The sequence below is a fragment of the Stenotrophomonas sp. MH181796 genome (assembly GCF_009659995.1).
In the GTDB taxonomy this organism is placed as follows: Bacteria; Pseudomonadota; Gammaproteobacteria; order Xanthomonadales; family Xanthomonadaceae; genus Stenotrophomonas; species Stenotrophomonas riyadhensis.
The window spans coordinates 268,503-288,398 of sequence record NZ_RAHU01000006.1; the positions used below are offsets into that span (position 1 = coordinate 268,503).

Sequence of the window (19,896 nt, forward strand, 5' to 3'; positions counted from 1 at the left end):
GAAAGCTGGAAAGTGCTGCAGACGCGTGGCGCGCGCCTCAGCGTGGCAATCGCGACATTCCTGTAGAGCCGAGCCCACGCTCGGCGCATCGCGATCTGCACGAAGAGCAGCCGAGCATGGCTCGGCTCTACTCTGGCTCACAGGCTGGATCGAACCTAAACACATACCTGCTCTGTCGCGATCGTCCATTGAATGACTGCGGGGTGGCTGGTGATGCTGCCGGATCGCTCACTTCCGCATCCCACATGTCCGCGCCCGAACGTTCCCACAACGCCGCCATCGATGGCCTGCGTGCCCTGGCGGTGCTGGCCGTCGTCGTCTTCCACACCAACGCAACGTGGCTGCCCGGTGGCTTCACCGGCGTTGACCTGTTCTTCGTGGTATCCGGCTTCGTGATCAGCCAGTCGCTGGCCTCGCGCACCCATGCGTCGCTGGGCGCGATGCTGCTCGACTTCTACCGCCGCCGCGTGCTGCGCCTGTTGCCGGCATTGCTGGTGATGCTGATGGCCACCTTCGTGCTGTCGGCGTTGTTCATTCCCCGCGCGTGGCGCAACGAGCAGTTCGACCAGACCGGCTGGGCCGCGCTGGTCGGCTTCAGCAACATCGTGCTGGCCGGGCAGCAGGACGACTATTTCTCACCCGGCGCCGAACTCAACCCGTTCCTGCATACGTGGACGCTGGGTGTAGAAGAGCAGTTCTATCTGCTCTTCCCGCTGCTGTTCTTCGTGTGGCTGCGTGGGCGTGAGCGCTGGCCGTGGTCGCGTTGGCTGTTGCCGGTGCTCACCGTGCTGTCGCTGGTGTGGGCCGGCTGGCAGGCGCAGGCAGCACCGGCGGCAGCGTTCTATCTGCTGCCGGCGCGGTTCTGGGAGCTGGCCGCGGGCGCGCTGCTGTACCAGTGGATGCGTACGCGTACGCCGCGCCAGAAAGGGGATGCGGTTGCCGTGGCCGGTCTGGCGCTGCTGGCCACGGGTGTGGTGATTGCCCCCCAGCTGGCGATGCCAGTTCCAGGCGTACTGGCCACCGTGGCCGGCACGTTGATGCTGCTGGCGAGTGTGTCGGTGCCGGGGACATCGCGCATCGGCCACGCATTGGGGTGCGCGCCGCTGGCGTATCTGGGCCGGCTGTCCTATTCGCTGTACCTGTGGCACTGGCCGTTGCTGGTGCTGCTGCGCTGGACCTACGGCCTGCACGGCGCCGCGCTGTGGCTGTATCCGGTGCTGCTGCTGGCGATATCCGCCGGGTCTTATCACTTCATCGAGCGTCCGCTGCGCAGCGCCGTACCGCTGCTGCGCCTGGCGCCGGCCAAGGTGCTGGCGATGGCGCTGCCAGTGGTGGCGCTATGCGGCGCAGGAGCGTGGGCTACGGTGGAATACCACGAGCAGATCTCGCTCAGCGTTACCCGCGATGGCTATGCATGGCAGGCGCGCCGCTATCCCGCTTGGCGGCCGCTGGAACCGGTGAGTGCGCCGGCGCTTGAAGGGCGGCGCCTGTTCGTAGTGGGCGATTCGCACGCGGCGGCCTACCGCACGATGACCAGCATGGTCGCGCGGCAGACCGGCATGGAGGTGCGCCAGCAGGATCGCGGCGGCTGCAGCTTCGTCAATCTGTTGCGGGCGAGCCCGGCCGATTGCCAGGACTTCATTGAAGACGCGCTGTCGAACATCGAGCACGAGGCGCGTCCGGGCGACATCGTGTTGCTGGCGGCCCTGCGTATGCCGGAGCTGCGTGGGTTCGATTGGCAGCAGCAGGACGCACAGCAGATCTATCAGCAACTACTGGCCGAGCGTACCCCGGCCCACGCGGAGGCTGCGCGTGATGAGGCTGATCGGGTACTGGGGCGTTTGCAGCGGTTGGGAGTACAGGTGGTCATTGATGCACCGCTGCCGTTGTTCAAGGCCGGTGCGTATCGGTGCTCGGATTGGTTCAACCGCCGCAATCCTGCCTGTGCCGGTGGCCTGAGCGTGCCGCGTGCCGATCTGGAAAGGCTGCGTGCGCCGCAGATGGCGTTGCTGGCTGAGCTGGCGGCGCGCTATCCATCGCTCACGGTGTGGGACCCGCTGCCACTGCTGTGCGGACCGCAGACCTGTTCGGCGGTGGAAGAGGGTGAACCGCTGTTCTTCGACAACGATCACCTGAGCGGGCATGGCAACCGCGTGCTGCTGCCCAGCTTCCGGCAGACCTTGATCGATATCGCGAGCGACAAGCCGGTGTAGAGCCGAGCCCACGCTCGGCTGGTCTGCGTTCCGCAAGCGGGAAGTCCGCGCTTCGCGCGGTGAGCCGAGCATGGCTCGGCTCTACAGTCAGGTGCGCGGTCTATGCCGGCGGCAGCACCTTGCCCGGATTGAGGATGCCGTCCGGGTCCAGTGCGGCCTTGATGGCGCGCATCGTCGCCAGCGTTTCCGCAGTGAACGCCTGCGCCATGAAATCGCGCTTGGCCAGGCCAATGCCGTGCTCACCTGACAGCGTTCCACCCAGCGCCAGCGTCAGTTCGAAGATCTTCGGCAGCGCGGCATGCGCGCGCGCGTTCTCGTCGGCATCGTCCGGGTGATAGAGGATGTTGACGTGCAGGTTGCCGTTGCCGGCATGGCCGAAGGTGACGATGGTCAGCGCGTAGTCGCGTGCCAGTGCCTGCACGCCGGCCACCAGTTCCGGAATGCGCGACACCGGGACCACCACATCCTCATTGATCTTGCCCGGTGCAACGCTGCGCAGCGCGGGCGACAGCGCCTTGCGTGCGGCCCACAGCTGGTCGCGTGCACGGCCTTCCATCGCCACGTCCAGTTCGATCATGCCGTCACCCTCGGCAGCGCTGGCCAGTGCCTGCAGCAGGTAGGGCAGGGTGTCGTGGTCACCATCGGCTTCAACCAGCAGCATCGCGCCAGCCTCCGGTACGTCGGCACCATTCAGCCGCAGCAACTCCAGGCTGCGCGCATCCATGAACTCCAGGCGGGTCGGTACCACCGGTTGCGACATCAATCGCGATACGGCGGCCGCGGCGGCATCGGCATCGCGGTACAGCACGCGCAGCCCGGCCTGGCTGACCGGCAACGGGGTCAGTTTGAGCGTGGCTTCCACGATCAATGCCAGCGTACCTTCGCTGCCCACCAGCAGGTGGGTGAGGTCGTAGCCGGTGGCGTCCTTGGTGTAGGCGCCACCGCAGCGGATCACGTCACCGGTGCCGGTCACCGCCACCAGCCCCAGCACGTTATCGCGGCTGGTGCCGTACTTCACTGCGCGCGGGCCACCGGCATTGCAGGCAAGATTGCCACCGATGCTGCAGATCTCGGCGCTGGAAGGGTCCGGTGCCCAGAACAGGCCATGCGGGGCCAGCGCCTGCTGCAGGGTGCCGTTGAGCACGCCGGGTTGCACGACCGCGCAACGGTCACCGGCGCGGATCTCGACGATGCGGTCCATGCGGGTGAACGACAGCACGATACTGCCGGGCAGCGGCACCGCCGCGCCGGTGGTGCCGGTACCAGCGCCACGTGCGACCAGTGCCACGCCATGCGCGCGGCAGGCACGCACCAGCGCCTGTACCTGTTCGATGTCGGCTGGCAGCGCCACCGCCGCCGGGCGCTGGTGGCGCCATGAGTTGTCCTGGGCGTTCGCCTCCAGCGTGTTGTCATCCATGCGCCAGCCCTCCGCGCCCAGCAGGGCGGACAGTTCGGCAACCAGGGGGGCGGGCAGGGCAGGACTCATGACGGATCTCGTGGGGCAGCAGGAGCGGGTTGGATCAGTTTCCAGGCAACAACGACGGTAGCCAGCGGCAGCCACACCCAGCGCAGTTCAGAGAGCAGGGTGGACACGCCGCGCGCGCTGAAGAACTGTGGCGCGAAGGGTGAAACGCGGATGGGTCGCCACGGCGCGAAGAAGCGCTGCTCACTCCATGGCCAGGCCAGGGCGACACCGAGGCCGCCGGAGGTCATCGCATCCAGCAACGGATGGCTGGCGGCGCAGACGAAGACGAACACCGCCGTTTGTAGGGTCGATGCCACCGTTGACCCTGCCTTGGTAGGTGCCAACCTTGGTTGGCACAGAACCGCCGACCAAGGTCGGCGACTACCGGAACTGCGGTGTGCCGACCAAGGTCGGCCGCTACCAAAGAACGCCAACACCGCGGCCAATGCCGCCAGCACGCCGGCAAACAGCAACGAATGACTGGCGCCGCGATGGCCGAAGGCATCGGCGTAGGGAATGTGCAGGGCAAAGGCCAGCACGTCGGCATCGGGCAGCATCGCAGCGATCACACCGGCAGCAAGCAGGCGTGGTGGGATGCGGCCACGATCAGCGGCGCACCAGAGCGCCAACGGCACAGCGGCATGGGTGATGATCGACGGCATCAGTCACGCACCGTGGTCGTGCCGGCCAGGCTGCGCTCTGGTAGGTGCCAACCTTGGTTGGCACAGAAGCGCCGACCAAGGTCGGCCTCTACCAGAGCGGACGGAAACCATCAGCAGTCATCCAGCCGGAACGCATCACGCAGCCACCGCAGCTGCGGCGGCTCGCCCGTGGCCTCCACCACATCAAAACGGCAGGGTGCATTGGCCAGCGCCGGGTTGTCCTGCAGGAACAGCTGCGCGGCATGCGCCAGACGCCGGCACTTGCGCGCATCCACCGAGGCGGCGCCACCACCGAAATCGGAGCGCGCGCGATAGCGCACTTCCACGAACACCACGGTGCCGGCATCGTCCATCACCAGGTCCAGTTCACCGCCGCGGTAACGCACGTTGCGCGCATGCGGCTGCAGTCCGGCCTGTTGCAGGTGCTGCTCGGCGGCGGCTTCCACCGCCGAGCCACGTTGGCTGCGCTCAGCGACCACCGACGATCGGCATCGGCCGGCCGCCATTGAAGGTGGACCACGCCGGCTGGCGCAGGATGTTGCCGTTGCTGTCCAGGAACAGGGTGCCGGTGGCACCGTCCAGGCCGCCTTCGTTGGACAGCTTGTCCAGGTAGGCGGTGATCTTCCAGGCATCGGCGCCGAAGGCGAACAGGCGGCCGGCCGCACCGCGAGCGCTGGGCAGGGTGCTGGCCACCTGGCTGGCCGACGGCAGGCCGGACACGCTGCGCACGTTCCAGGCTTCGTTCGGGTAGACGATGCCGTCCAGGGCCACGTCCTCTTCCACCTTGCCGCTGCCGACGGTCAGCTGCGAGGTACCGACGCGGGTGGCACCACCGGCACCGGCCAGCGCCAGCTGCGGCGCCAGCAGTCGCGCCTGCGGGGCGCGCACGGCGAGGAACACGGCATCGACCTGGCCGGCATTGCGCATCTGCGCGCCGACATCGCCCACGGCATCGCTGACGTTGAACGTGGCCGCGACCTGGCCGCCGCGCTGCGCGAAGCGCTGGGCGAAGGCGGCAGCGGAACGGCGGCCGGTGTCGTCATTGCTGCTGATCACCAGTGCGCGGTTGCGTTCGCGTCCACGCAGGTACTCGGCGGCGACGATGCCGTCGTCTTCCGGTGCCAGCGAGAAACCGGCGCTGCCGGCCGGCGGTGCATCCTTGCCGCGGTTCAGCGCCAGCACCGGTACCTGCAGCTGCTGGCGGCCGTACACGGCGTCCACTTCGTCGCGGCCCAGCGGGCCGACCACGAAGTCGGCACCGGAGGCGACGGCCTTGTCGTAGGCGGCGAGGGCACCGGCCGGGGTGCCGGCGGTGTCGATGAAGTTGATCTCCGGGCGACGGCGGGTCTCGCCGTAGTACGCGGCCAGCAGGCCGTCACGGACCGGCTGCGCGGCGGTGGCCAGGCGGCCGCTGAGTGGCAGCAGCACGGCCAGCTTGGCCGGCGGTCGGTAGCCGTCGCTCATCGCCGGCGGTCGCTTGCTGGTGTCGAACTGGGCTGCGCCATCGCGGTCGAACGGGCGCGGCAGCGGCAGGCCACGGGCGATCAGCGCACGGCCGGCGAAGTTGTACAGCGGATCGTTGGCCGGCAATGCGGCGGCACGGCTGCGCAGGCTGGCATCGTCAAGGGTGCCGAGCAGGCCGGAGATTGCAGCCTGGTTTTCACTGCGCGCGCTGCCGGTCAGCCCGGCATGGGCGCGGGCCCGCTCGTTGGCGGCGCCGAAGGCGTCGCCGGTGGCCTGCAGGGCCTGGGCGCGGGCCAGCAGCCAGCGTGTGCGCAGGCTGGCTGCAACACTGTCGGCATGGTCCTTCAGCAGTGCCAGTGCCTGCGCCGGCTGCTTGTCGGCCAGCGCCAGCTCGGCGCCGGTCAGCTGGTAGCGCTGCAGGCTGGCACCGGACAGCTGGCGGGCGGTGAGCTGGCCCAGCAGGCTGCGTGCGCGCGCACTGTCACCGGCCAGGTGCCAGGCCCAGGCGGCATCGGCCAGCGCATTGCTGCGGGCACCGCCGCGCAGGGTGGCGGCCAGGCCTTCCAGCTGCAGTGCGGCGTCGCGCGGCTTGCCCTGTTCGATCAGCGCCAGCGCCTGGCTCTGGGCCGGCGAATCGGGCGTGCTGGTCAGGCTGGTGGTGGCACAGCCGGCCAGCAGCATCAGCGACAACGACAGGGCGGAGATCCGTGCGGCGGGCTTGTTCATGATCGGGTCCATGCGATGAGGGCAGCGGCCTTGGCCGGGTACACGCTACGATTCTACCCTTGCCCCGTGAGTACCGCTGAAATGAGTGTGCCAACCCTGTACGTCGTCGCCACCCCGATCGGCAACCTGGCCGATCTGAGCCCGCGCGCGCAGGAGGTGCTGCGTTCGGTGGCGGCCATCTGTGCCGAAGACACCCGCCGCAGTGGCCAGCTGCTGTCCCATTTCGGCATCCAGCAGCCGCTGGTGGCCCTGCACGAACACAATGAGGAGGCGCTGTCACAGCGCCTGGTCTCGCGCCTGCAGGCTGGCGAATCGCTGGCGCTGGTCAGCGATGCCGGCACCCCGCTGGTCAGCGATCCTGGTTTCCGGCTGGTGCGTGCCGCGCGCGCGGCCGGCATCAAGGTCAGCCCGATTCCCGGTGCCTGTGCCGCCATCGCCGCGCTGAGCGTGGCCGGCCTGCCCAGCGACCGCTTCAGCTTCGAGGGCTTCCTGCCGGCCAAGGCCAGCGGCCGCCGCGACCGCTTGCAGGCATTGGCCGGCGAAGTGCGCACGATGGTGTTCTATGAATCCTCGCACCGCATCGCCGAGTCGCTGGCCGACATGGCGGCAATCTTCGGCGGCGAACGACCGGCGGTGCTGGCCCGCGAGCTGACCAAGCTGTTCGAGACCGTGCTTGATGGTGACCTGGCCGGTCTGCTGGCGAAGGTGGAAGCCGACGAGAACCAGCGCAAGGGCGAGTTCGTGGTGATGGTGCAGGGCGCGGGTGATGACGAAGAAGCGCAACTGGCGCATGGCCGCCGCGTCTATGCCAAGCTGAGCGAGCATCTGCCGCCGTCGACTGCCGCCAAGCTGGCTGCCGAGCTGACTGGCGCACCGCGCAAGGCGTTGTACGGCAGTTGATGGATCGTGCGGACCAACGTCCGCGCCCACCAAAGCGGTGCGGGTTTCGCCGGCGCTGTCCGGCGAATCGGAAGATCCACGCCATGCGTGGATGGCTGAACCTGACGCCGCGATCAGCACGGCAGGAAGGGCGTGCGTAGGCTAGAATGTGCGCTGGCGGAGCCGGCCAGACAGTCGCGTCATCCCTTCGGGGGTGCCGAGGAAAGTCCGGGCTCCATAGGGCAAGGTGCCAGGTAACGCCTGGGCGGCGCAAGCCGACGGAAAGTGCAACAGAAAGATACCGCCTACGTCTTCTTCGGAAGGCCGGTAAGGGTGAAATGGTGCGGTAAGAGCGCACCGCGAGTCTGGCAACAGACCGGCACGGCAAACCCCACCTGGAGCAAGACCAAATAGGGATCCTTTGGCGCGGCCCGCGTTGGATCCGGGTAGGTTGCTTGAGCGTTGCGGTGACGTAACGCCTAGAGGAATGACTGTCCACGACAGAACCCGGCTTATCGGCCGGCTCCGCCTCCTTCTTCTATATGCGTGAACCGCGCATCGGTAGTGCCGGCCGCTGGCCGGCAGCTTCGTGATTGCGGGGTCGGATCCCTTTCCGGAGGAAAGGGATCCGACCCCATGCCTCGGTCAGCCCGGCGTACGGTACTGCCCTGCGGAGATGAACTGCGAGAAGCGCTCGCACCACACCACCACCGTGGTGTAGTCGTCCACGTCCACGGTGTCGGGCACATCCACCAGGAAACGGTTGAAGGTCTTCACTTCACCAATGCGCTGCGCCTGTGCCTTGATCTTCAGGAAATCGGCTTTGTTGTCGACGAAGTCGCGGACCAGATAGACCTTGTAGTCGGGGCCCGGGCCCATCTTGCCGTCGAAGGCGATCTGGCGCGGGCTGACGCTGACCTTGCCTTCGGCCCAGTGCACCGCATCGCTGCCCTTGAGGTCGCGACGGAAGGTGGTGCGGTAGGTGGCATCAGTCATGGCGGCCTGCACCTGCGCGACCGGCGGGTCATCGGGGGCGATCAGGATCGGCAGCAGATAGACGCCCAGGCCGAAGCCAAGGCCGAGGGTGAGCAGATGGGTGGCAAGCAGGATGAGGATGCGGCGCATGGGGCCTCCTTGTGGGTGTGGATCGCGCGGCATGGCGCCGGGCAAGACCACCCTGGAAGGTTGCGGGCGACATTTATAGACACAGTGCCGGATGCGAAAGGGGCACAGTGGGCGGACGGTGGTGCCGGAGCCCCTGTGGTACGGGCGGATCGCGGTTGCGGTTGGAAGCTGAATGACGTTTCGCGCCCGGTGCGATGACGACTACCGTCGCGTGGATCACGACAACGCGACGCCCGGTAGTGCCGACCGCCGGCCGGCCGCTTCATGGCGCATCCGAAGATCCAGAGGTTGCCGGCCAGCGGCCGGCACGACCGGGTCAGAAAATGACGTGGCTCTGTCCGCTGGGTACACCCTGCGGGCCGAAGCGGCGCTCGTGGATCTCGCCGTGGCCATCGGCGTCGATCAGCAGCACGGTGCTGGCACGGGTGCCGTAGTCGTCGCCGCGGATGAAGGCCGGGCTCAGCCAGCGTTCGCGCTCCAGGCCGATGCCGGTGTCGGGCAGGTCGCTGTCGGCGGGGCGGTGTTCGTCGGCCAGCGCGTTCCAGAGTGGGGTCAGATCCCTTTCCCCTTGGGAAAGGGATCTGACCCCGTCTTCCTTCAACCAGGCTTCAAGCGCGGCCATCAGCCGCCGGGTCTTCGGCCAGGGTGCGTCCAGTGCGCCGTTGGACATGCCATGTACCCCGGGTCCCAGGCTTTGGCGCTCGGCGGGATGGTTGCCCAGGTACTCAAGGCTGTCGCTATCGGCCAGCAGGAGGTTGAACGGGGCGTAGGCGCCGGCCACGGTCGCCAACCGGTCGATATGCACGGCGGCGGGGTCGCGGCCGCGCAGGAAGTCGGCGACCAGCGCGCCCCGTGAAGGGCCGGTCTGCGCGGCCAGCGGATCACGCACATTGGTGACCACCGCCATCCGGCCCGTGGCACCGACGCCGGCCCAGCCACCGCCGGAGCGCAGGTCGCGCCCCCCGATGACGGAGGTCTCATCTTGCCAGGGGGCCAGCGCCGCCGTCGGGCGGGCGTGGAACTCATCACGGTTGCCGGTCATCACCAGCCGCCAGCGCGGGTGGTGCATCCAGCCAAGAGCGAGCAGGCACATGGCCTCATTGTGCACGGTTTGCGCAGTCCGGCGTCGTTTCCGGCGCGTTCCGGATGAATGCGCGGCCGATGTTTCACGCCCTCTCCACGCCCCTGAACTTCCGTTCAATCTCAAAAATTGAGACGGATCAGCAACTTGTGGATAAGCCTTGAACAATTCTCTAAAGGTTGTTGCAAGCCATTGATGCGGCTGGCGATTTCCCTGCGGAAAAGTTGTTGACAACCCTCGGGCCGCTGCTAAGGTGGGCATCAGAGGGAAATCCGGGTGTTTTGTGGGTTTTCGTGGTTCAATGTTTCACCGGGCGAAGGATAGGTGCACGCGTCGTGTTCCAGGGCGAGACGGCCATCACAGTTGACGATAAAGGGCGCATGGCGGTTCCCACCGCTTACCGCGACCTCGTCGCGCGCGCCAGCAACAACCGTCTCGTGCTGACCTACAACCCGTTCGAAGCCGGCTGCCTGTGGCTGTATGCAGAGTCGGAATGGGAGCGGGTCCGCGACGACGTGATGTCCAAGCCCAACACCCAGCGCGTCGTGCGCCTGTTGCAGCAGAAGCTGGTCGGCTCGGCCGCCCATCTGGAGCTGGACGGCAACGGTCGCATCAGCATCCCCGCCAGCCACCGCGGTGCGGTGGGCATTGAGAAGAAGGCGGTATTGCTCGGTATGGGCGACAAGTTCGAATTGTGGAGCGAGCAGGCGCATCGGGCCCTGATCCAGCAGACGTTGTCTGACGAGGATCTGGGTGATGGGTTGCTCGACCTGAAGTTGTGAGCCGGGGTGCCCGGATGCGCCCAGAAGCGCAGGCCGGTCACCTTCCGGTGTCGCAGTCGCCGGCGGTGCACCTGCCGGTCCTGTACACCCAGGTCCTTGAAGGCCTGAGGGTGATCGAAAACGGACGTTATCTGGATGGCACGTTCGGTCGTGGCGGTCATGCACGTGGCGTGCTCACCCAGCTCGGTCCCGAGGGGCGCCTGCTGGTCATGGACAAGGATCCGGAAGCCATCGCCGTAGCCGAGCGCGATTTCGCGCCGGACCCGCGCGTGTCCATCTTCCGTGGCAGCTTCGCCCAGCTGCTGCAGTGGGATGCGACGGCTGAAGGCCTGGACGGCGTCCTGTTCGACCTGGGCGTGTCGTCGCCGCAGCTGGACGTGGCCGAACGAGGCTTCAGCTTCGGCAAGGACGGCCCGCTGGACATGCGCATGGATCCGGACAACGGTGAAAGCGCCGCACAGTGGATCAACCGCGTTGAAGAGCGCGAGATTGCCGATGTGCTGTGGACCTATGGCGAAGAGCGCCAGAGCCGCCGTATCGCGCGCGCCATCGTGGCCCGCCGCGAGAAGCAGCCGTTCTCCCGTACCGCCGAGCTGGCCGAGCTGATCGCCTCGGTGATGCCGCGCGGCAAGGACAAGATCCATCCGGCCACGCGCAGCTTCCAGGCCATCCGCATCCACATCAACCGCGAGCTGGCCGATCTGGAAGCCGGCCTCGATGCGGCCGTGGAACGGCTCAAGCCCGGTGGCCGCCTGGCGATCATCAGCTTCCACTCGCTGGAAGACCGCATCGTCAAGCAGTACATGAACCGCCTGGCCAAGGCCCCGCCGGCCAACCGCCGCCTGCCCGAGGCGGAGGTGTTCGTGCCGACGCTGGACCTGATCGGCGGTGCCATCAAGGCCACCGACGAAGAGCTGGCTGCCAACCCGCGCGCCCGCAGCGCCGTGCTGCGTGTGGCCCAGAAGCGGGAGGCCGATGCATGAGCCGGCTGCTGCTGATCATCCTGTTGGCCTCGACCGTGGCCTCGGCGATCGGCGTCGTGTTCGTGCGTCACCGTCACCGGCAGACGTTCATCGAGCTGTCGCGCGCTGAGCGCAAGCGCGATGACATCAATCTGGAATTCGGCCGCCTGCAGCTGGAACAGGCAACGCTGGCCGAAGCCAACCGTGTCGATCGCATCGCCCGCGAGAAGCTCGGCATGAAGTTCCCCGAGGCCGCCGACATCGTGGTGGTGCGCCCATGAGCAAGGCCGGCCGCAACCGCCCGCGCAACGCCTTCAACCTGCGCCAGCGCCTGCGCTGGGTGGCGTTGGCGCTCGGCCTGTGTTCGGTGTCGCTGGTCGGCCGCGCGGCCTACGTGCAGATCATCAACAGCGACTTCTACCAGCGCCAGGGCGAGGCCCGCTACCTGCGCGAGCTGCCGATCAAGACCTCGCGCGGCATGATCACCGACCGCAACGGCGAGCCACTGGCGGTGTCGACCCCGGTCGCCTCGATCTGGGTCAACCCGCAGGACCTGCTGCGTTCGCCCGAGCGGATTCCCGAGCTGGCCCAGGCGGTCGGCATGTCGGTGGATGAGCTGAGCAGCCGCCTGTCGCAGAAGTCGGACAAGGAATTCATGTACCTGCGCCGCCGGATCAATCCGGACGAGGCAGAGAAGGTGGTCGCGCTGAAGATTCCGGGCGTGGCCGCGCAGCGCGAGTTCCGCCGCTTCTACCCGCAGGGTGAGGCGATGGCGCATGTGCTGGGCTTTACCAACATCGACGACCGCGGCCAGGAAGGCCTGGAACTGGCGTTCGACGAATGGCTGCGCGGCAAGGCCGGCGCCAAGCGGGTGATCCGCAACCGCAAGGGCGAGACGGTCGAGAGCGATCTGCTGCGCGCCGCCGAGCCGGGCAAGGACCTGACCCTCAGCATCGACCGCCGCATCCAGTACCTGGCCTTCAAGGAACTGCGCAACGCGCTGGTGGCCAACAAGGCGGCTGGCGGTTCGATGGTGATCATGGACGTGACCACCGGCGAGATCCTGGCCATGGTCAACCTGCCGACCTACAACCCGAATTCGCTGACCGGCGCGCTGCCCGATGCGCGCCGCAACCGTGCAGTGACCGACCTGGTCGAGCCGGGTTCGACGATGAAGCCGTTGACCATCGCCACCGCGCTGCAGGCCGGTGCGGTGACCAAGGACACCATCATCGATACCAACCCGGGTTACATGACCCTGGGCCGCTTCACCATCCGCGACGTGCCGCGCAACAACGGCGTGCTGAACGTGACCGGCGTGATCACCCGCAGTTCGAACGTGGGCGCGGCCAAGGTCGCGGCGAAGATGCCGGACCAGGTGTTCTACGACGGCGTGCGTCGCTTCGGCTACGGCTCGGTGCCGCACAGCGGCTTCCCGGGTGAATCCGGCGGCGTCGTACTGCGCCCGGCACGCTGGTCGGGCACCACCAAGACCACCATGTCCTACGGCTACGGCCTGAACGTCACCCCTCTGCAGATCGCTACTGCCTATTCGGCGTTGGCCAATGGCGGCAAGTTGATCGCGCCGACCTTCGTCAAGGGCCAGCGCAACGAAGGCCAGCAGATCATCGATGAGAACGTCGCCAAACAGGTGGTGGCGATGATGGAAACCGTGGTCACCCAGGGCGGCGCCAAGCAGGCAGCGGTGCTGGGTTACCGCGTGGCCGGCAAGACCGGTACCGCGCGCAAGGCCGGCCCCGGCGGTTACGAGCGTGGCCATTACAACGCGCTGTTCGCCGGCGTGGTGCCAGCCACCAACCCGCGCTTCGCCACCGTCATCGTCATCAACGACCCGCAGGCCGGCAAGTTCTACGGCGGCCTGGTGTCGGCGCCGGTCTACCACAACGTGATGGAAGGCACCCTGCGCCTGATGGACGTGCCGCTGGACGACCTGCAGTCGTGGCTGGCCGCACAGCAGTCCGGCAAGGTCGGTCACTCGGCCTCGATCCTGCCCGCGCCGCCGGCCGAAGCCGCGCTGCCGGTGGATGCCGCCGCTGAATTCGATGCTGCGCTGCCCAGCGCGCAAGCCCAGACGCCGCCCGCTACGGGAGGCACGCAATGAGTCCTTCGATGTTGCTTTCGCAGTTGCTTCCGGATGTGGCCCTGGCGGGCCACGATCCCGTTCTGACCGGCCTGGTGCTGGACAGCCGCGCCGTGCGCCCCGGCAATGCCTTCGTCGCCATCGCCGGTTTCGGCGCGCATGGCCTGGGCTTTGTCGAGCAGGCCCGTGCGGCCGGCGCCGGCGCCATCCTGTTCGAACCGCCGGCACCGGCCGAACTGCCGGCACCGGACGATGCGATCGCCGTGCCGGGCCTGCGCGCGCGCATGGGTGCGATGGCCGACCAGTTCCATGGCGCACCGTCGCGGGCGATGGCGATGGTGGGTGTGACCGGCACCAACGGCAAGACTTCCACCGTGCAGCTGCTGGCCCAGGCCTGGCACCTGCTCGGAACGCCCAGTGGCAGTATCGGCACGTTGGGCGCCGGACTTTACGGTGCAGTTGAGCCGACCGGTTTCACTACGCCGCTGGTGCTGCAGATGCATGCGTTGCTGGCACAGCTGCGCGACGCCGGTGCGCGCGCGGTGGCGATGGAAGTCAGCTCGCACGCGCTGGACCAGGGCCGCGTGGATGCCGTGCACTATGACGTGGCGGTGTTCACCAATCTCACCCGCGACCATCTGGACTACCACGGCGACATGGCCAGCTACGGCGCGGCCAAGGCGCGGCTGTTCCATCGTCCGGGCCTGAAGGCCGCGGTGATCAATCTTGACGACGCGTTCGGTCGCCAGCTGTTCGCCGGCCTGCCGGCGGGCGTGCAGCCGATCGGCCTGAGCTCGCGCGGTGCCACCGACGCCAGCGTGCGCGCCGAGGCGCTGCAGCTGGACGGCCGTGGCATTGCCTTCGAACTGGTCATCGACGGCCAGCGCGCGGCGGTGCAGTCGCCGCTGCTGGGCCGCTTCAACGTGGACAACCTGCTGGCCGTGGCCGGCACCCTGCACGCGCAGGGCCAGCCGCTGCCGCGCATTGCCGAGGTGCTGTCGGCGCTGCAGCCGATCCGTGGCCGCATGAACCGCCTGGGCGGCGAAGACGGCCTGCCGACCGTGGTGGTCGACTACGCGCATACCCCGGATGCGCTGGAACAGGCGCTGGACAGCCTGCATGGCCACCTGCACGGTGCGCTGTTCTGCGTGTTCGGCTGCGGTGGCGAGCGCGATACCGGCAAGCGCCCGCAGATGGCGGCGATTGCCGAGCGCCTGGCCAACCAGGTCATCGTCACCGACGACAATCCGCGTGGCGAAGATGGCGACGTGATCGTGGCCGACATCCTGGCCGGCTTCACCGATGCCTCCGCCGTGACCGTGCAGCGCAGCCGCGCGCGTGCGATCGGCCTGGCGGTGAAGCGTGCCGGTGCCGGCGACATCATCCTGATCGCCGGCAAGGGCCACGAGCCGTACCAGGAAGTGAACGGCGTGCGCCATGACTTCGACGACACCGAAGTGGCTGCCGCTGCGTTGGCCGCCAAGGCCGGTGTGCTCAGCGCGCAGGCCGGGGAGGGCACCGCATGAAGCGCACCCTGCTTTCGCTGATCGCACACTGGGCCGGCGGCGAGATCCACGGCGACGACGTGGCCATCGATGCGGTCAGCAATGACACCCGCAGCCTCGGCCCGGGCAGCCTGTATGTGGCGCTGCGCGGCGAGCGTTTCGATGGCCATGACTTTGCCGCCGACGCGCAGGCGCGCGGTGCCAGCGCGCTGCTGGTCGAGCGCCTGCTGCCGATCGAACTGCCGCAGGTGCTGGTGGCCGACAGCGAACTGGCGCTGGCGAAGATCGCCACCGGCATGCAGCGCGACCGCGATACCGAGGTGTTCGCGATCACCGGCAGCAATGGCAAGACCAGCGTGAAGAGCCTGCTGCTGTCGATCCTGCAGCAGGTGGCCCAGCACGTGCACAAGGTGGTCTACGCCAACCCGGGCAACCGCAACAACGAGATCGGCCTGCCGCTGGCAGTGATCGATGCTCCCGAAGATGCCGACTACGCCGTCTACGAGATGGGCGCGGGCAAGCCGGGCGACATCGCCTACCTGACCGACATCGCCCGCCCGCGCTATGCGCTGGTCAACAACATCGCCCCGGCGCACCTGGAACGCATGGGCAGCCTGCTCGGCGTGGCAGTGACCAAGGGCGCGATCTATGCCGCTCTGCCGGCCGATGGCGTGGCGGTGATCAACGTCGACGATGCCTACGGCCGCTGGTTTGAACAGCATTTCGTCGGCACGCCGGCGCGCAGCCGTGTGCTGCGCTATGGCCTGGAACACTCGGCGGACGTGACCGCACGCGACATCCGCGCCGGCGCGCAGGGCAGCCAGTTCACCCTGGTCGCACCGACCGGCGAAGCCCGCGTGGTGCTGGGCCTGCCGGGTCGCCACAACGTCAGCAATGCGCTGGCCGCTGCCAGCCTGGCGCTGGCGGCTGGTGTCGATCTGGCGCTGATTGCCGCCGGCCTGGCCGAAGCGCAGCCGGTGCCGGGTCGCCAGATCGCCCATCAGCTGCGCAATGGCGCGGTGCTGGTGGATGACAGCTACAACGCCAACCCGGGTTCGCTGGCTGCGGCCATCGATGCCCTGGCCGCCGCGCCGGAAGAGGGCTGGCTGGTGCTGGGTGACATGCGCGAGCTGGGCCCGGACGCCGAAGCGCTGCATGCGCAGGCCGGCATCCGTGCACGCGCCGCCGGCCTGAAGCGCCTGTATGCGCTGGGTCCGCTCAGTGCCGCCGCTGCTGCCGCCTTCGGCGACGGCGGTCGTCATTTCGCCACCCATGACGCGCTGTCGCAGGCGCTGAAGGACGAGCTGCACGCTGGCGTGCGCTGCCTGGTCAAGGGTTCCCGTGGCAGCGCCATGGACACGATTGTCAAAGCGCTGCTGGCGCAAGGAGAGGAATCCCCGCATGTTGTATGAACTGGCTCGATGGTTGCAGCAGTTGGAGAGCCTGTTCGGGCTGTTCAACTACCAGACGTTCCGCGCCATCCTTGCCGCGCTGACGGCCCTGTTCCTGTCGCTGTGGCTCGGCCCGGCGATGATCCGCAAGCTTGCCCAGTTCAAGGGCGGCCAGCCGATCCGCAAGGACGGTCCGCAGACCCATTTCTCCAAGGCCGGTACGCCGACCATGGGCGGTTCGCTGATCCTGCTCACCATCACCCTGTCGGTGTTGATGTGGGCCGACCTGCGCAACCGCTACGTGTGGCTGGTGCTGGCAGTGATGCTGTGCTTCGGCGCCATCGGCTGGTATGACGACTGGATCAAGATCGTCCGCCGCGACCCGAATGGCCTGAAGTCGCGCTGGAAGTACCTGCTGCAGTCGATCTTCGGTCTGGCCGCGGGCCTGTTCCTGTTCTACACGGCCGACGTGCCGGCAGCGCTGACCTTCTACATCCCGATGTTCAAGTCGATCGCGCTGCCGCTGGCCGGCATCGGTTTCGTGGCCATCGCCTACTTCTGGATCGTCGGCTTCTCCAACGCGGTGAACCTCACCGACGGCCTGGACGGCCTGGCGATCATGCCGACCGTGCTGGTGGCCTGCGCACTGGGCGTGTTCGCCTATGCCTCGGGCAACGTGGTGTTCGCCAATTACCTGCAGATCCCGCAGATCCCGGGCGCCGGCGAGCTGGTCATCATCTGCGCGGCCATCGCCGGTGCGGGTCTCGGCTTCCTGTGGTTCAACACCTATCCGGCCATGGTGTTCATGGGCGACATCGGCGCGCTGGCGCTGGGCGCGGTGCTGGGCACGATCGCGGTGATCACCCGCCAGGAGCTGGTGCTGGTGATCATGGGCGGCGTGTTCGTCATCGAAACGCTGTCGGTGATGATCCAGGTCGCCTCGTTCAAGCTGACCGGCAAGCGCGTGTTCCGCATGGCGCCGATCCACCACCATTTCGAACTGAAGGGCTGGCCCGAGCCGCGCGTGATCGTGCGCTTCTGGATCATCTCCGTCGTGCTCGTGCTGATCGGCCTGGCCACGTTGAAGGTGCGCTGAGATGAACGACCTGTCCCGCCAGGCAACACGCCTTGAAGCCATCGAAGGCAGCTACGACAAGTGGCTGCTGGGCGCGATCATCGCGCTCACCGGTGTCGGCGTGGTGATGGTGGCGTCCAGCTCGATCGCATTGATGAGCAGCCCGTTCTACTACCTCAACCGCCACCTGATCTTCCTGGCGGTCGGTATCGTGCTGGCGGTCATCGCCGCCCGCACCGAGCTGAAGTCCATCGAGCAGTACAACCAGATGCTGCTGCTGGGCTGCTTCGTGCTGCTGCTGGCGGTGTTCACGCCGGGCCTGGGCAGCACCGTCAACGGTGCGCGCCGCTGGATCAACCTGGGCATCTCCAAGTTCCAGACGGTCGAAGCGGTGAAGGTGCTCTACATCGTGTGGCTGTCCAGCTACCTGGTGCGCTTCCGCGACGAGGTCAACGCGACCTGGCCGGCGATGCTCAAGCCGCTGGGCGTGGCCGGTGCGCTGGTGGTGCTGCTGCTGCTCCAGCCGGACTTCGGTTCCTCGACCCTGCTGCTGGCGATCACCGCCGGCATGCTGGTGCTGGGCGGGGTGAACATGCCGCGCATGTCGATGCCGGTGATCATCGGCTTGGTCGGGATGAGCGCGCTGGCGATCATCGAGCCGTACCGCATGCGCCGCATCACCTCCTTCCTGGACCCGTGGGCCGACCAGCAGGGCGACGGCTACCAGCTGTCGAACGCGCTGATGGCGGTGGGCCGTGGCGAGTGGACCGGCGTCGGCCTGGGCAACTCGGTGCAGAAGCTGTACTACCTGCCGGAAGCGCATACCGACTTCATCTTCTCGGTCACCGCAGAGGAGTTCGGCTTCCTGGGCACCTGCGTGATCGTGGCGCTGTACGCGCTGCTGGTCGGTCGCACGTTCTGGCTGGGCATGCGCTGCGTGGAAATGAAGCGCCACTTCTCCGGCTACATCGCCTTCGGCATCGGCCTGTGGATCAGCATGCAGACCTTCGTCTCTATCGGCGTGAACCTGGGCATCCTGCCGACCAAGGGCCTGACCCTGCCGCTGATCTCCTCCGGCGGTTCGTCGGTGCTGATGACCTGCGTGGCGATGGGCCTGCTGCTGCGCGTGTCGTATGAACTCAAGCGCGCCGAGCGCCGCCAGGCCGTGCGCATCGGTGGCGCCGAAGACGCCGCTGCCGAGCCGATGGACGAGCCCGCCGCACCGGTGGCCGCCAGCGTGCCGATGAGCGCCGAGCCGACGGCGGCCGCTGCGCCGAACGCTGCACGCGGCACCAGCCGCCTGCAGTCGCGCGTCGAACCGACCTTCGGGAGGCTGTCATGAACGCAGCCGCCCACACTGCACGTCCAGTGATGATCCTCGCCGGTGGCACCGGCGGGCACATCTTCCCCGGCCTGGCCGTGGCCCGCGTGCTGCGCGAGCGCGGCGTGCCGGTCACCTGGATGGGCGCCGACGGTGCGATGGAAACCCGCCTGGTGCCGCAGCACGACATTCCGATCGACACGCTGGCCATCACCGGCCTGCGTGGCAAGGGCAAGCTGGCTCTGCTCGGCGCGCCGTGGCGGCTGATGCGCGCGCTGCGCGCGGCCGGCATGATCATCCGCAAGCGCCAGCCGCGTGCCGTGGTCGCCTTTGGTGGCTTCGCGTCCGGGCCGGGTGGCATGGCCGCGCGCCTGCATGGCTTGCCGCTGCTGGTGCATGAGCAGAACCGTGCGCCGGGCATGACCAACCGCATCCTGTCGCGCTATGCGCGCCGGCTGCTGACCGGTTTCCCGGGCACCTTCGCCAAGGGCGAGGAGTTCGTCGGTAACCCGGTGCGCGCCGAAATCGCCGCCATCGCACCGCCGGAACAACGCTTCGCCGACCGTCATGGCCCGCTGCGCGTGCTGGTGGTGGGCGGCAGCCAGGGCGCGCGCGCACTCAACACCGGCGTGCCGCAGGCGATCGCCGCACTGGGTACCGGGGTTCCGGTGCAGGTGCGCCACCAGAGCGGCGAGAAGATGCATGCCGAAGCGGTCGAGGCCTATGCCAAGGCCGGCGTGCAGGCAGAAATCACGCCGTTCATCGCCGACATGGCCGAGGCCTTTGCCTGGGCGGACCTGGTGGTGTGTCGCGCGGGCGCCTCGACATTGGCCGAGCTGTGTGCGGTGGGTGTCGGCAGCGTGCTGGTGCCTTTCCCCGCTGCCGTCGACGATCACCAGACCCGCAATGCGGAGTACCTGGTCGAGCGCGGCGCGGCGGTTTTGCTGAAGCAGGACGGAACGCTGGCCGACGGCATTGCCGCACTGCTGCGCGATCTGTCCGAAAATCCCGCCCGCCGCATGCAGATGGCGCAAGCCGCGCGTGCCCTGGCCAAGGTCGATGCCGCCGAGCGCATCGCCGATATCATTCTCGAGGAAGCTGTATGAAGAAGGCATGCCACCGCGCCTGCCCTGCGCGAGGCTGC

17 protein-coding genes and 1 other RNA gene are annotated in these 19,896 nt (G+C 67.8%); 12 read left to right on the forward strand and 6 right to left on the reverse strand.

The window, feature by feature from the left end; genetic code table 11:
* Positions 1 to 245: 245 nt before the first annotated feature.
* A complete protein-coding gene (locus D5301_RS16375) occupies positions 246 to 2,213 on the forward strand; it encodes an acyltransferase family protein (protein WP_153856286.1) in 1,968 nt (655 codons plus the stop codon).
* A gap of 100 nt (positions 2,214 to 2,313) precedes the next feature.
* Here D5301_RS16375 and D5301_RS16380 read toward each other — a convergent pair whose 3' ends face one another.
* From D5301_RS16380 to D5301_RS16395, 4 genes are all read right to left on the reverse strand, one after another.
* Positions 2,314 to 3,699 carry an FAD-linked oxidase C-terminal domain-containing protein gene (locus tag D5301_RS16380; protein ID WP_110711039.1) on the reverse strand — a complete coding sequence of 462 codons (1,386 nt, stop codon included), beginning with the start codon at positions 3,697 to 3,699 and terminating at the stop codon, positions 2,314 to 2,316.
* A complete protein-coding gene (locus tag D5301_RS16385; protein WP_153856287.1) occupies positions 3,696 to 4,340 on the reverse strand; it encodes a metal-dependent hydrolase in 645 nt (214 codons plus the stop codon). Before D5301_RS16385 ends, D5301_RS16380 begins: the two co-directional genes overlap by 4 nt.
* 110 nt (positions 4,341 to 4,450) lie before the next feature.
* Complete coding sequence (locus D5301_RS16390) at positions 4,451 to 4,819, reverse strand: YraN family protein (protein WP_324187340.1); 369 nt, start codon at positions 4,817 to 4,819, stop codon at positions 4,451 to 4,453.
* Positions 4,809 to 6,530: a penicillin-binding protein activator gene (locus D5301_RS16395; RefSeq protein ID WP_153856289.1), complete on the reverse strand. Its 1,722-nt coding sequence runs from the start codon at positions 6,528 to 6,530 to the stop codon at positions 4,809 to 4,811. The genes D5301_RS16390 and D5301_RS16395 overlap by 11 nt, the downstream gene beginning before the upstream one ends.
* Before the next feature lie 81 nt (positions 6,531 to 6,611).
* Here D5301_RS16395 and rsmI point away from each other — a divergent pair, with 81 nt between their 5' ends.
* Together rsmI and rnpB are read left to right on the forward strand one after the other, a co-directional pair.
* A complete protein-coding gene (gene rsmI / locus D5301_RS16400) occupies positions 6,612 to 7,430 on the forward strand; it encodes a 16S rRNA (cytidine(1402)-2'-O)-methyltransferase (RefSeq protein WP_005408070.1) in 819 nt (272 codons plus the stop codon).
* 158 nt (positions 7,431 to 7,588) lie between these two features.
* An RNA gene (gene rnpB / locus D5301_RS16405) (RNase P RNA component class A) lies at positions 7,589 to 7,940 on the forward strand.
* Positions 7,941 to 8,054: 114 nt separating this feature from the next.
* Here rnpB and D5301_RS16410 read toward each other — a convergent pair.
* Together D5301_RS16410 and D5301_RS16415 are read right to left on the reverse strand one after the other, a co-directional pair.
* Positions 8,055 to 8,534, reverse strand: a complete 480-nt coding sequence (locus D5301_RS16410; RefSeq protein WP_153856290.1) for a DM13 domain-containing protein — start codon at positions 8,532 to 8,534, stop codon at positions 8,055 to 8,057.
* 316 nt (positions 8,535 to 8,850) lie between these two features.
* Entirely contained in the window at positions 8,851 to 9,627 is a 777-nt protein-coding gene (locus D5301_RS16415) for an NRDE family protein (RefSeq protein WP_110711044.1), read from the reverse strand.
* 323 nt (positions 9,628 to 9,950) lie between these two features.
* Between D5301_RS16415 and mraZ the strand changes: the two genes are divergently transcribed.
* From mraZ to murG, 9 genes are read left to right on the forward strand one after another with little or no spacing between them, the layout of a single operon-like run.
* Entirely contained in the window at positions 9,951 to 10,397 is a 447-nt protein-coding gene (gene mraZ, locus D5301_RS16420) for a division/cell wall cluster transcriptional repressor MraZ (RefSeq protein ID WP_004143635.1), read from the forward strand.
* Between the two features lie 14 nt (positions 10,398 to 10,411).
* A complete protein-coding gene (gene rsmH, locus D5301_RS16425; protein ID WP_049425020.1) occupies positions 10,412 to 11,380 on the forward strand; it encodes a 16S rRNA (cytosine(1402)-N(4))-methyltransferase RsmH in 969 nt (322 codons plus the stop codon).
* Positions 11,377 to 11,640 carry a cell division protein FtsL gene (gene ftsL, locus D5301_RS16430; RefSeq protein WP_005412242.1) on the forward strand — a complete coding sequence of 88 codons (264 nt, stop codon included), beginning with the start codon at positions 11,377 to 11,379 and terminating at the stop codon, positions 11,638 to 11,640. The genes rsmH and ftsL overlap by 4 nt, the downstream gene beginning before the upstream one ends.
* On the forward strand, positions 11,637 to 13,481 hold the full coding sequence (locus D5301_RS16435) for a penicillin-binding protein 2 (RefSeq protein WP_153856291.1): 1,845 nt from the start codon (positions 11,637 to 11,639) through the stop codon (positions 13,479 to 13,481). Before ftsL ends, D5301_RS16435 begins: the two co-directional genes overlap by 4 nt.
* On the forward strand, positions 13,478 to 14,986 hold the full coding sequence (locus D5301_RS16440; RefSeq protein WP_153856292.1) for a UDP-N-acetylmuramoyl-L-alanyl-D-glutamate--2,6-diaminopimelate ligase: 1,509 nt from the start codon (positions 13,478 to 13,480) through the stop codon (positions 14,984 to 14,986). Before D5301_RS16435 ends, D5301_RS16440 begins: the two co-directional genes overlap by 4 nt.
* Entirely contained in the window at positions 14,983 to 16,377 is a 1,395-nt protein-coding gene (gene murF / locus D5301_RS16445) for a UDP-N-acetylmuramoyl-tripeptide--D-alanyl-D-alanine ligase (RefSeq protein ID WP_153856293.1), read from the forward strand. Before D5301_RS16440 ends, murF begins: the two co-directional genes overlap by 4 nt.
* Entirely contained in the window at positions 16,367 to 17,452 is a 1,086-nt protein-coding gene (gene mraY, locus D5301_RS16450; RefSeq protein WP_010481929.1) for a phospho-N-acetylmuramoyl-pentapeptide-transferase, read from the forward strand. Before murF ends, mraY begins: the two co-directional genes overlap by 11 nt.
* 1 nt (position 17,453) lies before the next feature.
* Entirely contained in the window at positions 17,454 to 18,773 is a 1,320-nt protein-coding gene (gene ftsW, locus D5301_RS16455) for a putative lipid II flippase FtsW (protein ID WP_153856294.1), read from the forward strand.
* Positions 18,770 to 19,858: an undecaprenyldiphospho-muramoylpentapeptide beta-N-acetylglucosaminyltransferase gene (gene murG, locus D5301_RS16460; protein ID WP_153856295.1), complete on the forward strand. Its 1,089-nt coding sequence runs from the start codon at positions 18,770 to 18,772 to the stop codon at positions 19,856 to 19,858. Before ftsW ends, murG begins: the two co-directional genes overlap by 4 nt.
* The last annotated feature ends 38 nt before the right edge of the window (positions 19,859 to 19,896 follow it).

Coding starts and splice junctions, on each gene's coding strand:
- murG (WP_153856295.1), top strand. CDS start 18,770: ATGAACGCAGCCGCCCACACTGCACGTCCAGTGATGATCCTCGCCGGT.
- D5301_RS16385 (WP_153856287.1), bottom strand. CDS start 4,340: ATGCCGTCGATCATCACCCATGCCGCTGTGCCGTTGGCGCTCTGGTGC.
- D5301_RS16415 (WP_110711044.1), bottom strand. CDS start 9,627: ATGTGCCTGCTCGCTCTTGGCTGGATGCACCACCCGCGCTGGCGGCTG.
- D5301_RS16410 (WP_153856290.1), bottom strand. CDS start 8,534: ATGCGCCGCATCCTCATCCTGCTTGCCACCCATCTGCTCACCCTCGGC.
- rsmH (WP_049425020.1), top strand. CDS start 10,412: ATGCGCCCAGAAGCGCAGGCCGGTCACCTTCCGGTGTCGCAGTCGCCG.
- D5301_RS16375 (WP_153856286.1), top strand. CDS start 246: ATGTCCGCGCCCGAACGTTCCCACAACGCCGCCATCGATGGCCTGCGT.
- D5301_RS16395 (WP_153856289.1), bottom strand. CDS start 6,530: ATGAACAAGCCCGCCGCACGGATCTCCGCCCTGTCGTTGTCGCTGATG.
- murF (WP_153856293.1), top strand. CDS start 14,983: ATGAAGCGCACCCTGCTTTCGCTGATCGCACACTGGGCCGGCGGCGAG.
- ftsW (WP_153856294.1), top strand. CDS start 17,454: ATGAACGACCTGTCCCGCCAGGCAACACGCCTTGAAGCCATCGAAGGC.
- D5301_RS16380 (WP_110711039.1), bottom strand. CDS start 3,699: ATGAGTCCTGCCCTGCCCGCCCCCCTGGTTGCCGAACTGTCCGCCCTG.
- ftsL (WP_005412242.1), top strand. CDS start 11,377: ATGAGCCGGCTGCTGCTGATCATCCTGTTGGCCTCGACCGTGGCCTCG.
- D5301_RS16440 (WP_153856292.1), top strand. CDS start 13,478: ATGAGTCCTTCGATGTTGCTTTCGCAGTTGCTTCCGGATGTGGCCCTG.
- D5301_RS16435 (WP_153856291.1), top strand. CDS start 11,637: ATGAGCAAGGCCGGCCGCAACCGCCCGCGCAACGCCTTCAACCTGCGC.
- mraY (WP_010481929.1), top strand. CDS start 16,367: ATGTTGTATGAACTGGCTCGATGGTTGCAGCAGTTGGAGAGCCTGTTC.
- rsmI (WP_005408070.1), top strand. CDS start 6,612: ATGAGTGTGCCAACCCTGTACGTCGTCGCCACCCCGATCGGCAACCTG.